Annotated in this window: 9 protein-coding genes; 7 read left to right on the top strand and 2 right to left on the bottom strand. The window is 58.8% G+C overall.

What is annotated here, in order from left to right:
* Positions 1-3 precede the first annotated feature (3 nt).
* Complete coding sequence (cyaA, locus tag AFK65_RS01285; RefSeq protein WP_007704479.1) at positions 4-2,544, bottom strand: class I adenylate cyclase; 2,541 nt, start codon at positions 2,542-2,544, stop codon at positions 4-6.
* 282 nt (positions 2,545-2,826) lie between these two features.
* On the opposite strand from cyaA, the gene hemC reads away from it, so the two are divergent.
* The 7 genes from hemC to radC all read left to right on the top strand — a co-directional run bounded on the left by hemC (position 2,827) and on the right by radC (position 10,253).
* Positions 2,827-3,768, top strand: a complete 942-nt coding sequence (hemC, locus tag AFK65_RS01280) for a hydroxymethylbilane synthase (RefSeq protein ID WP_038858304.1) — start codon at positions 2,827-2,829, stop codon at positions 3,766-3,768.
* Positions 3,765-4,505 (top strand): uroporphyrinogen-III synthase, encoded by a 741-nt coding sequence (gene hemD, locus AFK65_RS01275; RefSeq protein WP_038858306.1) that lies wholly within the window; start codon positions 3,765-3,767, stop codon positions 4,503-4,505. Before hemC ends, hemD begins: the two co-directional genes overlap by 4 nt.
* 20 nt (positions 4,506-4,525) lie before the next feature.
* On the top strand, positions 4,526-5,722 hold the full coding sequence (hemX, locus tag AFK65_RS01270; protein WP_038858308.1) for a uroporphyrinogen-III C-methyltransferase: 1,197 nt from the start codon (positions 4,526-4,528) through the stop codon (positions 5,720-5,722).
* Positions 5,722-6,918, top strand: coding sequence for a protoheme IX biogenesis protein HemY (gene hemY, locus AFK65_RS01265; protein ID WP_007704461.1), 1,197 nt, complete (start codon positions 5,722-5,724; stop codon positions 6,916-6,918). Before hemX ends, hemY begins: the two co-directional genes overlap by 1 nt.
* A 205-nt stretch (positions 6,919-7,123) precedes the next feature.
* Positions 7,124-8,323 (top strand): tyrosine-type recombinase/integrase, encoded by a 1,200-nt coding sequence (locus AFK65_RS01260; protein WP_038858310.1) that lies wholly within the window; start codon positions 7,124-7,126, stop codon positions 8,321-8,323.
* Positions 8,320-9,384 carry a PDDEXK nuclease domain-containing protein gene (locus tag AFK65_RS01255; protein WP_038858311.1) on the top strand — a complete coding sequence of 355 codons (1,065 nt, stop codon included), beginning with the start codon at positions 8,320-8,322 and terminating at the stop codon, positions 9,382-9,384. The genes AFK65_RS01260 and AFK65_RS01255 overlap by 4 nt, the downstream gene beginning before the upstream one ends.
* A gap of 359 nt (positions 9,385-9,743) precedes the next feature.
* Positions 9,744-10,253 carry a RadC family protein gene (gene radC, locus AFK65_RS01250; RefSeq protein ID WP_007704454.1) on the top strand — a complete coding sequence of 170 codons (510 nt, stop codon included), beginning with the start codon at positions 9,744-9,746 and terminating at the stop codon, positions 10,251-10,253.
* A 65-nt stretch (positions 10,254-10,318) separates the two neighbouring features.
* Here radC and AFK65_RS01245 read toward each other — a convergent pair whose 3' ends face one another.
* Positions 10,319-12,622, bottom strand: a complete 2,304-nt coding sequence (locus AFK65_RS01245) for an ATP-binding protein (protein ID WP_007704452.1) — start codon at positions 12,620-12,622, stop codon at positions 10,319-10,321.
* Between the last annotated feature and the right edge of the window lie 292 nt (positions 12,623-12,914).

The following is a 12,914-nucleotide window of genomic DNA, read 5'->3' as shown; positions in this document are numbered from 1 at the left end:
GGACTAATATTGCTGTAACAGCGGCGTGGCGCTGTCGTCATCGTTGAGCGGCGTCACGGCTTTGATGGTCTGCGTGCGGAAGGGGATCACCTGCTGGCGGCCATCGACCTTCACAATCTGGTAGAACTGCGGCAGGTTGAAGTTGACGAAGCTCGAGCCATACGTAAAGCGGTCATGCGATGACGAGTAGAACCGGCTGACGTCGCGCACCAGATCCTCTTTGCTGCCTTCGCAGTGGTGATAGACCTCGGCGCGGTTGCTTTCATCGAGAATATAGATGTTAAAGCCGTCGTCGTTGGTTCCTTCAAAGAAGAACTGAATAATCCCTTCACTCGCAAAACCGTCCACTACCGACGGCAGTTCGACATGATCGGTTTCGACCTGAACAGACAGGCCGTGCAGCTTGTTGTGCGAAATCGCGCCGTAAAACTCGATGGCGTTTTCCAGTTTCTGTACCGAGACGTTAAGGCGCTCAAAGAACAGGCCCCAGGTCTGGCCCGCCACGCGCAGCGCTTTGAAGCGGCCTGGCTCAAGACGGGTGCTGGAGAGACGAAACTCAATACACTCGGACACCAGTTGCTGCACGCGCGTGCGGATAAGGCCGCGCAGATGCTGGCTGTAGCAGAACACTTCGACGCTGTCCGGCGGCGCGGCGTCCTGATGCATTTTGCCAAGAATCGTTTTCAGCGCCTCGATCATCGCCTGCTCGCCATTGAAATGCAGCGTACGCACTTCGTTCCACGAGTTGCGATACAGCAGATCGATACTGCCGACCAGGCACTGCTGCTGCTCGCCGAAGCTGAAGACGTCAAGCTTACGGAAATCGAAATGCACCACCTGGTTGCGGAACGCCGTCGTCGGGTCATATTCCAGGTTGACGATAATCGCCAGATGGCGGATTTCACACGGGCTGTAGAGCGCTTTTGGCGTCGGCGCCGGTAAGCGCAGCGGGAAGTGGTGCGACACGTCGGCTACCAGTTCCTGCAGTTTCGGCAGATCGCAAATGCCGTTGCCCTTAATAAACAGGCGGGTGCGCGACGTCAGCAGGCCGTTAAACCAGGCCCAGGCCACCAGCTTATTAAGATAACGGTTATATTCCAGCGGCTGATGGCTGATGATGGAATCCATGCTCGGCGCGCGGTTGTAGAGATACCAGCCGGTGCGGTTGGCGCGGCCTGGCGGCACATGGATAAAGGTCAGCGTCGGCTCGGAGAGATCCGGCGAAATCTGCGGGTTTACCAGCGTCACTTTACCCGGCAGCGCTTCAAACGCGGCATAGAGTTTGCGCGTCAGCACGCCGATATCCTGCGGGCTCGCGGAGACGCTCAGGTTATTGCGGCGCGCGAAGCGGATCAGGTTACGGTAGCTCTGCATCATGGCATCGAGCAGTTCGTTATGCGCCTCGCGCACCTGATCGATTTTCCAGTTGGCGCGGTTATCGAGCATCGTCAGGCGCGCGTCGTCCCAGCCCCACTCTTTCACCAGCTGGCTTAACACCTCGCGGCGCCAGCCCACGCAGGCGCGCTCGCGGGAGAGTTTTTCGCACACTTTCAGGTAGAAGCAACGGCGCACGAGATCGAGACGCGCGCTATCGTCGATAGCCGTCAGGTAGTGCGTCACGCGCTCCAGCATCATGCAGTAAGGATCGAGCCCGAACGAGACGATTTCGCCGTCGTGCAGACGCTGTTTGATATCTTTCGCGAGCAGGCGGGTATTCGGGTATTCCCAGGAATAGGCTTCCAGCAGCAGCGTTTTCAGCACGGCTTTGTACGGGGAATCGATGCTTTTATAGAGCTGCCAGAGGCTCGCGCCGAAATACTCTTCGGCGGAAAGTGAGCTCAGGCCGCCCAGATCCATCCACTCGTTCGGCGTCAGCACGCCCTGCGCGTAGAGCGTCATCACGTAATCATCGTAATGCTCTTCTTCGTCGCACGGCACCATGTTCCAGAGAATACGTTTGCCGGCCATGCGCACGGCGGTGCGGTAGAACTCATCCAGCAGCAAAATGTGCTGCGTCGAGCCGCAATCTTCGCCGCCGAGGCTGCCGCTTTCGTTATGGCGGAAGCGGTTTTCATCAATCAGGAAGAAACTGACCTCGACGCCCAGCGACGCCGCCCAGCTTTCCAGCAGGCTGCATTTACGTTGCAGCAACTGGCGCTCGTCGTTATCAAGCCATGCCTGATGACAGACCCAGATGTCGAGATCGGACGAACAGCTCTGCCCCACGGAGGAAGTGCTGCCCATCGAATAGATGCCGGTAATCGGCAGTTCGCCCTTCACCGTCAGCTGTGCAGGCATACCGCGCTGGGTTTCCAGCTCATTCAGGTAGTGGCGTTGGGTTTCATCAGGCGTGTAAAGGCAAATGCCGTAGGGAACGTTACCTTCAAGGTAACCCGGCATCAGCGGATGGTGATAATGCAGTAATGTCGGCAGCAGACTGTAGACCTGTTGGAAAGCAGGCCCCATGGCAGCAAGCGCGCGATCCACACGCAATTGATTGATGGCATCCAGTCTCTGCTTCAGTGTCTCAATATAGAGGTACAAGACGTATCGCCTGATGGTTACAGAATGTAAACAGTATTCACCGTTATGTCGCCCTTGTGATTATGGTGTGACGGGCGGACAAATGGCTCAAAACGTGATCAATCTAACACCTTGTAGATTGACCGTAAAGAAAGATGCGCTACAGATAATTATAGCACCGTTCCCCTGCCCTTAGCGCCTTTCTGTGTGGCGTCTGCACGCCGCGTCTCGCCGCCGTTTGACCTGACAGCCTTCCGCTAACAGTGGTAGGATGATCGGCAGACGACATTTACGGTATCAAGCATGTTAGACAATGTATTAAGAATTGCCACCCGCCAAAGTCCGCTGGCGCTCTGGCAGGCACAATATGTGAAGCAGCGGCTGGAAGCCTGTCATCCCGGGCTGACCGTCGAACTGGTGCCTATGGTGACGCGCGGCGATGTGATCCTCGATACGCCGCTGGCGAAAGTGGGCGGCAAGGGGCTGTTCGTGAAAGAACTGGAACTCGCCATGCTGGATGGCCGCGCCGATATCGCGGTGCACTCCATGAAAGATGTGCCGGTCGAATTCCCGGAAGGGCTTGGCCTGGTCACGATTTGCGAGCGCGAAGATCCGCGCGACGCCTTTGTCTCCAGCCAGTATAAAAGCCTGGATGAAATGCCTGCGGGCAGCATCGTCGGGACATCGAGCCTGCGCCGTCAGTGCCAGATTGCCGCGCGCCGCCCGGATCTCATCATCCGCTCGCTGCGCGGGAACGTCGGGACGCGCCTGAGCAAACTCGACAACGGCGACTATGACGCCATTATTCTGGCGGTCGCGGGCCTTAAACGTCTGCAACTCGACGCGCGCATCACAAGCCCGCTCGCGCCGGAAATTTCGCTGCCCGCCGTAGGCCAGGGCGCGGTCGGCATTGAGTGCCGCCTTGACGATACGCGTACTCGCGAACTGCTCGCGCCGCTCAACCATGAAGAGACCGCCGTGCGCGTGCGCGCGGAACGCGCCATGAACATGCGTCTGGAAGGCGGCTGCCAGGTGCCTATCGGCAGCTATGCGGAACTGAAAGACGGCGAGTTGTGGCTGCGCGCGCTGGTCGGCGCGCCGGACGGCTCGCGCATCGTGCGCGGCGAACGCCGCGGCGCGCCAGAGGACGCAAGCCAGCTTGGCGTCTCGCTTGCCGAAGAGCTGTTAAACCACGGCGCGCGGGAGATCCTCGCCGACGTCTACCAGGGGGATGGCCCCGCATGACGATTCTGGTCACCCGCCCCTCTCCCGCCGGGGAGGAATTAGTGAGCCGCCTGCGCGCACTGGGGCAGGAGGCCTGGAGTTTTCCGCTGATCGAATTTTGCCCCGGCCGGGAACTGCCGCAGTTGCCCGCGCTGCTCGACGCGCTCGCGCCGCACGATCTTCTTTTTGCGCTCTCGCAACACGCGGTGAGTTTCGCGAACGCGCATTTACAGCGTCTGGGGCTGCGCTGGCCTCGCGCCATCGAGGCTTTCGCCATCGGGCGCACCACCGCGCTGGCGCTGCATCAGGTTAGCGGTTTGCACATCCATTACCCGCGCGATCGGGAAATCAGCGAAGTCTTGCTACAATTACCTGAATTACAAAACGTTGCCGGTAAGCGTGCGCTCATCCTGCGCGGCAACGGCGGTCGCGAGCTGTTAGGGGAAACCTTAACGGAGCGCGGCGCGGCCGTGACGTTTTGTGAATGCTATCAACGTAGCGCGAAAATTTACGACGGCACCGAGGAAGCGCACCGCTGGCACACGCGCGGCATTACCACGCTGGTGGTGACCAGCGGAGAAATGCTGCGCCAGCTGCATGACCTGATGCCGCCGTGGTATCGCGAAAACTGGTTGCTGCGCTGTCGGCTGGTGGTCGTCAGCGAGCGTCTGGCGACGCTTGCCCGTGAACTGGGCTGGCAGAACATTCTGGTCGCTGATAACGCCGATAACGACGCGCTGCTGCGCGCGTTGCAATAACTTTTAAACGGGAAGCCACAATGACGGAACAACAACACACCCCTGCTACGGTTGAAGAAACCCCGCAGGTTGTGGAGACAACGCCACAGCCGGAACCGACCGCGAAAAAAGACCGCTTTGGCAAAACCGCGCTGGCGCTGAGCGCTGTGGCCATCGCCATTGCGCTGGCGACGGGCGCGGGTCTGTGGACCTGGAGCAAAAAGCAGGCCGACACGCAAAACGCCAGCAGCGATACGCTCGCCACCCAGTTAACCTCGTTGCAAAATCAGCAGCAGGCGCAGAAAGCTGAGTTTGAGAAAACCCTCAAAACGCAGGCTGACGCGCTCGCGGCCGCGACCCGCCAGCAGGAAGCGATGGCGCGCGAACTGGATGAAGTCCAGAAAAAAGTCGCGACCATTTCCGGCAGCGACGCCAAAACCTGGCAGCTCGCCCAGGCGGATTTCCTGGTGAAACTCGCCGGGCGTAAGCTCTGGAGCGATCAGGACGCCACCACCGCCGCCGCGCTGTTAAAAAGCGCCGATGCGAGCCTCGCCGACATGAACGATCCGAGCCTTATCACCGCGCGCCGCGCGCTGACGGATGATATCGCCGCGCTGGCGAGCGTGACGCAGGTCGATTACGACGGCATCATCCTTAAGCTGAACCAGCTTTCCAACCAGGTCGATAATCTGCGCCTTGCGGATAACGACAGCGACGACGCGCCGATGGACAGCGACGGCAGCGAACTCTCCAGCTCGCTTGGCGAATGGCGTCAGAACCTGGTGAAAAGCTGGCATAACTTTATGGACAGCTTTATTACTATCCGCCGCCGCGACGAAACCGCCGTGCCGCTGCTGGCCCCGAATCAGGATATCTATCTGCGCGAGAATATCCGCTCGCGTCTGCTGGTCGCCGCCCAGGCCGTGCCGCGTCATCAGGATGAGATCTACAAGCAGTCGCTCGATAACGTCTCGACGTGGGTACGCGCGTACTACGACACCAGTGACGCGGGCACCAAAGCGTTTCTGGAATCTATCGACGCTCTGGCCCAGCAAAATATCAGCATGGATGTCCCGGAAACCCTGCAAAGCCAGGCGATTCTGGAAAAACTCATGCAGACGCGGGTACGTAATCTGATGGCGCAGCCGTCAGTGCCGGGCGAGGCTGCCGCCCCGCAGGTTGACGACCCACGCACGCAAGCTCCGGCCGACGCGGCGCCGACGCAGGGAGAACAGTAATGCTGAAAGTCTTATTGCTGTTTCTGCTGTTGATCGCCGGGATCGTGGTCGGCCCGATGGTTGCCGGTCACCAGGGTTATGTGCTGATCCAGACCGATACCTGGAATATCGAGACCAGCGTTACCGGCCTTGCGATCATCCTGATCCTCTCGCTGGTGGTGCTGTTTGCCATCGAATGGCTGCTGCGTCGTCTGTTCCGCACCGGCGCGCGCACCCGCGGCTGGTTCGCAGGCCGCAAACGCAGCCGCGCGCGCAAGCAAACCAAACTGGCGCTGCTGAAGCTTGCCGAGGGCGATTATCAGCAGGTTGAAAAGCTGATGTCGAAAAACGCCGATCACGCCGAACAGCCGGTGGTTAACTATCTGCTGGCCGCGGAAGCCGCCCAGCAGCGCGGCGACGAAGCGCGCGCCAATCAGCACCTTGAGCGTGCGGCGGAGCTGGCGGATAACGATCAGATCCCGGTTGAGATCACCCGCGTGCGTCTGCAACTGGCGCGCAATGAAAATCACGCGGCCCGTCACGGCGTTGACCGTCTGCTGGAAATTACGCCGCGCCACCCGGAAGTGTTGCGACTGGCGGAGCAGGCGTATATCCGCACCGGCGCCTGGAGCTCGCTGCTGGATATTATTCCTTCGATGCAGAAGGCGGGCGTGGGCGACGACGAACACCGCGACGCGCTGACGCGTCAGGCGTGGATCGGGCTGATGGATCAGGCCCGTGCCGATCAGGGCAGCGATGGCCTGAAGGCATGGTGGCGTAACCAGAGCCGCAAAACGCGCCATCAACCGGCGTTGCAGGTGGCGATGGCGGAGCATCTGATCGAGTGTGACGACCATCAGACCGCGCAGGAGATTATTCTCGACGGCCTGAAACGTCAGTATGACGATCGTCTGGTGCTGCTGATGCCGCGCCTGAAAGCCGGTAACCCGGAACAGCTCGAAAAAGCGCTGCGCCAGCAGATCAAAACCTACGGCGATCGCCCGCTGCTCTGGAGCACGTTAGGCCAGTTGCTGATGTCCCACGGCGAATGGAAAGAGGCGAGCCTCGCGTTCCGCGCGGCGCTCAAACAGCGACCGGACGCCTTCGATTACGCCTGGCTTGCAGATGTCCTCGATCGTCTGCATCAGCCCGAAGAGGCCGCCACGATGCGCCGCGACGGCCTGCTGCTGACGCTACAGCAAAACACCCCGCAATAATCCCCACCCCTCTTCGGAGGGGTTTTTTGTTTCACGATGACTCCAGCCCGGTAGTTCGCTGGACTGCGGCGTAGCCCTATACAGCAGGTTTATCAATAGCTTACGCGCGTTCATCATATGCCGGTGCTTTCTGAAACTTGACCCGGTTCTCCCTCGCGCCGCTCCTATCTGGCTCCTGGAATCCGGGTCGTTCCAAGGAGTCATCATGGCAAAGATCAAGCTCACCAAGACCGCCGTAGAGTCGGCGCAACCCCAGGCGAAGGACATCGAACTACGGGATACCGTCGTGCCCGGCTTCCTTTGCAAGATTACCCCGACGGGGCGCCGGGTGTTCATGCTCCAGTACCGCACGAACTCTGGCCAGCCCCGCAAGCCCTCGCTGGGACTCTACGGGGAACTAACCGTCGAACAGGCGCGGGTCAAAGCGCAGGACTGGCTGGCCGAGGTTCGCCGGGGTGGCGACCCCGGCGGCGCCAAGGCCGAGGCGCGCAAGGCGCCCACAATGGCCGAGTTGTGCAAGAAGTTCATGGAGGACTACTCCAAGAAGCGCAACAAGGTCAGCACGCAGGACGGCTACCAGGGCGTCATCGACCGCAACATCATCCCACTGCTGGGCCGCAAGAAGGCACATGACGTGAAGCGGCCCGACATTGCGGGGCTGATGGAAAAGCTGGCCTACAAGCCGACCGAGGCCAACAAGACCTTCGGCGTGCTACGCAAGATGTTCAACCTGGCCGAAGTGTGGGGCTTCCGCCCGGACGGCACGAACCCGTGCCGTCACGTCCCGATGTACCCGCCTGGCAAGGAAACCCGGCTCATCGTGGACGAGGAAATGGTGCGGATCTTCCGCCAGTTGGAGAAACTGGAGGCGGAGGGGCTGGAGAACTACGTCATCCCGTTGGCGATCCGGCTGCAATTCGAGTTTGCGGCACGGCGCTCCGAAATCTGCCCGCTCGAATGGAGCTGGCTGGACTTCGAGAACCGGCGCGTGGTGTGGCCCGACAGCAAGGTTGGCGGCATTTCCAAGCCCATGAGCGAGGAAGCCTATCGGCTGCTTTCGACGGCGCCGCGGCTGGAAGGCTGCCCTTACGTCCTGCCGTCGCCGAACGACCCGGCGAAGCACCTAACCTTTGGCGAGCACTATGGCGGCTGGTGCCGGACGCTCAAGGCCGCCAGCGTGCCGCACGTTGGCACGCACGGCATCCGTCATCGCTCGACCACCGACATTGCCAATTCCGGTGTGCCGACCAAAGTGGGCATGAAGCTGACGGGCCACAAGACCGTGGCGATGTTCATGCACTACGTCCACACCGAGGACAAGCCGGTGCGCGAGGCGGCCGAGTTGGTGGCCAGCCGCCGCCAAGCCATCACGGGCGCGCGGCAGCTTGCGGAGGCGGTGGCATGAACGGGCGCCGGTCATCAGCAGCATCGCTCGCAGCTCCTGCGGCGCTGCTGGGCGACATTCGGGCACTGATCGAGGCGGCGCGCAAGCGCGCCGCCTCGACGGTGAATAGCGAGCTTACGATGCTCTACTGGCGCATCGGCCAGCGCATCCACACGCAGGTCTTGGACGGGCGCCGGGGCGCCTACGGTAAGGAAGTTCTGCCCACCTTGGCTGCGCAGTTGGTGGAGGAGTACGGCAGCAGCTTTGCAGAGCAGAACTTGCGCCGCATGGTGCAGTTCGCCGCCACCTTCCCCGACGAGCGAATTCTCGTATCACTGATACGAGAATTAAGCTGGACGCACTTCATCGCCCTGATGCCGCTGAAAGACCCGCTCCAGCGGGACTACTACGCACAGATGGCCAGCACCCAACGCTGGAGCGTGCGGACGCTGCGCGAGCGTATCGACTCGATGCTGTACGAGCGCACGGCGCTTTCCCAAAAGCCCGAAGAAACCATAGCGCAGGAGTTGGCGACCCTGCGCGATGCGCAGCGCATGTCGCCGGCCCTGGTCATGCGCGACCCGTACATCCTCGACTTCCTGGGCCTGCGGGACACTTGGCAGGAAGGCGACTTGGAAGCGGCGATCATCCGTGAAATGGAGTCCTTCCTGCTGGAGCTGGGCGCGGGCTTCTCATTCGTCGCCCGGCAGAAGCGCATTCCGATCGACGACGAGGATTTCCACCTTGACCTGCTGTTCTACAACCGCAAGCTGCGGCGGCTGGTGGCGGTGGAGTTGAAGGTAGGTGACTTCAAGGCGGCCTACAAAGGGCAGATGGAGCTCTACCTTCGGTGGCTAGACAAGCACGAACGGGAGCCGGAGGAAGCCTCGCCGCTCGGGATCATCCTTTGCACCGGCAAGAAGCGCGAGCAGATCGAATTGCTGGAGCTGGACAAGTCCGGCATCCACGTTGCCGAGTATCTGACCGCCTTGCCGCCGAGGGGCGTGCTGGTGGAGCGGCTGCAACAGGCAACGCAACGGGCGCAGTTGCAGATCGAGCAGCGCAAGACCGACAACGAGTAGTCCTGTCCCAAGCAGTCGGGCGTCCCGGCGTGCCGCCGTCGCGCTGTCGTGCTGTCGTGCTGCGCATCGAGCTTCGCTGCGCGAGTCTCGCCCCTGTCGGGCTTCCATCACTGACGCCTCCGTCCCGGCTCGTTGATCCGGGCCTGCGCGCTCCGCTTGCCAAAAATCGACTCTGTGCAGTGGGCGGGTGTGGGCGGTCTTGCTGTTCCCTTCACCGTATCACGGCGTTCTCGCCGTCAAGGGCGGCGCGCGCCATGCGCGCTTGCGTCCTGGCGGCCGTCTGCGACCCCTGACTGCTTGCGCTGCGCCGTGCTGTCGCCGGTTCCGGGCAATTCCGCCCGAGCAACCGGAGCACGATCATGTCGCAACTGTCCTTTCCCTCGTTCGATTCCACTCTGCTGGTGCGCGACGCGCATGGGCGCTATCTACCGGCATCGGCCGACGACATCCTGGAAGCTGCGCGCCAGGTCATTGACCGGAAAATGCAGCGCAGAGCAGAGTTCACTTCGCCGGCGGCGGTCAAGGAATATTTGCGTACAAAGTTGGCCAGCTTCGAGCATGAGGTGTTCGCAGTGCTGTTCATGGATACGCGCCATCGTCTGATCGAATACAGGGAGATGTTCCACGGCACCATTGACGGTGCATCGGTGTATCCGCGCGAAGTGGTCAAGGAGGCGCTGCGACTCAATGCGGCGGCGGTCGTCGTTTCGCACAACCATCCGAGCGGAAACCCCGAGCCGAGCGCGGCTGACCGGGCGCTGACCCAGCGGCTCAAGGAAGCGTTGGGTCTGGTGGACGTGCGCGTGCTCGATCACATCATCGTTGCGGGCAACGAAACGGCATCGTTCGCCGAGCATGGGCTGATCTAGCCCAAGGGGGCTTCGGCCCCTTTTTGCTGCGCCTGGTGGCATAGCTATGGCCCTCGGCCTGATGCTCAGGCCGTCGCAACCTGAATCATCTCGTCGTAATGTCTCTTGTCCACCTCTTCCAGCCACTGGAAGATGTGCCCGATGACGCTGTGGCTTTCGCCTGCCAAGTTTTCTGCGGATTCCTCTGTTATCTCAATAACGTCGCTATGTGAATACTTATTGATAAAGCGGTATATTTTTTCTTTAAGCTCTGGTGTCGTGATGGTGCAATCTTTTAGGCCAGCCTCCATCAATTGACTAATGTCGCTTCGCCGCCTTGGATATTTGAAGGTGAAGAACGATTCAACAAGCTTTCGGGCGAGGTTGGCGGTCAAGAACGCCTCATCTCGATTGAGTGTCGTGTGCGCCCTGTATTCGTAGAGCTTCTTGAAGATATAGTGATATTCGGAACCGTAGTTCTTCAGTGAGTCGTCGGCATCCACAAGTTGGGAATGACGAGGGGAGCCAGGTGGCGCATCCAGGCGATAAAAGAAGCAATTCTCGGTGTTGCCTTTTTTGACTCGATTCCTATTGGTGCCAGTGAACCAATCTCTCACTAGCTTAAAGTACGTGAAGTTGTGAGTCAGCACAAAAAGCTGCTTGGCTTCAGTGCATTGCGTTCTCAGGAACGAGTAGGCGTGAAACAAGTGATTAGAATCAAAGCTTGAGACCGGATCATCAACGACGACGATCGTATCCTTGATGTTATTTCCATTTTCTTTGAGCTTCGTGATGAAATAGACAAATGCAATCGCAGTCTTCTCACCTTCGCTCAAATTCCCATCGTGCTCACCAACCCCGTTTCTGATGATCTCATAGCCTTTCTTCTTCTGATTGAAGTTCAGGCAAAGCTCAGAGCGGCCAATGAAGCGATGTAGGATGTCATTGAACTCCTTTGCCCCGACCGTTTCATTCGAGAGCATCGCTTCTATGGCTCCGACCTCTTGACTAATTTTTTCAATTTCCTTATGGTCGTTCTTTGCTTCTAACTCAAGGTCATTGCACTTCTTCTCACTTCCAGCATAGTCAAATTCTTGCACCTCAGCCGCAGCAAAGTGAAGCTCCAGTGCCACCTTGCTTTTTGAGGTCTCAGATTTGAAATTTGAAGTCTTATTGTTGTGCTTTCCGACGAGAGAAACAATCGACTTCAGGATGTCATTGAAATTGGTGACATCGTCTTCAACCACATCCGAGATCTGAATGTCTGTCTTCCCAGGGTCTGTGATCTTGGCCTTCAGGGCTTCCCGCCATCCGTCCATTTGCTGGTCGATCTTTTCAGCAGCAGTTGCGTAGTCGTTTTGAAGCTTCTCTGCCTCGGCCGATAGTTCTTTATAAAACTCGGTCGATGCGGGAAGCTGATTAGCTGGAGCGCCTTGAGATTCAATCCATGTCGCCGCGTTCTGAAGTCGGCTCTGAAACTCCGTGAACTCCTTGCTGAAGTGGGCAGCAAGCGCCTCGGCACGAAGCTGGGTAAACGTAGCGCCGCAGAACTCGCAGGATTGCGAGTCGTGGTTTTTATGGATTTCCAAGCCTGCTTGAACCCATTCGCGGATGTCCGGGTTATCGGTCAGCCGCTGGATTGCTTGATTGACCGCCGTAGTCCCAATCAAATCTCTGATGCGGCCCGCCGCTTTCTTAAAATAGTCCGGCTCAATGGCCGTTGAGGCGAAAGCAATGCTTGGAAGCTGATCTGGCTTGGCGGCATTCGTAAGGTCGATAACCCTCTCATCTGGAAGAACCGACTCCGCCTTGATAATTGTCTCGCCATTATTCTGTATGAAGTTGGAGAGCTTGCGGCGGTCGTAATTCAAGTAATAACTGTCGCTCGTATCAATCGCCTGAAGTCCAAGCTTCATTTTCTTGGCAGCATTGGTCAGGAATTTCTCCAATGACTCACGTTGCTTCTTGATATCGCTTTGCTTGTCGTCGTGAGCCTTCTTTTTCGACTGAAGCTCGCTCTTCAGCTTCTCCAGCTTCTGCAAGTCATCAATCTTCTCTTTCGCAATAAGAAGGATGCTTTTTACGGATTTGTCCCAATCAATGTTCTCATGCACGAAGCGTTGATTGAAAACATGAATATTCAATTGGGATGAGTGGAGTGTGGATTCCGTGATCGTTGAGCCATCCTCCAGAACTACTGAAAATTGGCCCGTGCTGAAGCGGGGAACCATCGAGCGAAGCTCAAAGCAAGAGAATAGATTCGATAGCGTTGACTTGCCTGTTCCATTCCAACCATAGACCAGGTTGTACCGGCCAAACTTTTGGATCTTCGTTCCATTGAAGTCGCTGAAGATTCCGAACTGTTTGAGGCGGTTGATGCAGACAATCATTTCTAGATCTCCGTGTTCTTGCTTTCCCATCATTTGCTTGCGAAACAAATGGTAAACGAAGAGTCCTCTTGCGTCTCCGCTTCGCGGATCGCGCTGCTCCAGGTTCGCTAGTCGCTCATCCCTGGCGGGACTGGCTTTGCCAGCCTTCCGTATCGCTGACGCCTACGGCCCGGCTTCCAGCTTCGGGCCTGCGCGCTTGCGCTTGCCGTGCGGTTCGGCACACAGGGGAGGCCGTTGCCATGTCCAGCCGTCTTCCCTGACTTCATCACCTTGTCCGCGACTGTAGCCCGCG

It is taken from the genome of Cronobacter universalis NCTC 9529, assembly GCF_001277175.1.
Taxonomy (GTDB): Bacteria; Pseudomonadota; Gammaproteobacteria; order Enterobacterales; family Enterobacteriaceae; genus Cronobacter; species Cronobacter universalis.
The sequence above is the reverse complement of the archived record's forward strand: the minus strand, read 5'-3'. Positions and strand labels throughout refer to the sequence as shown.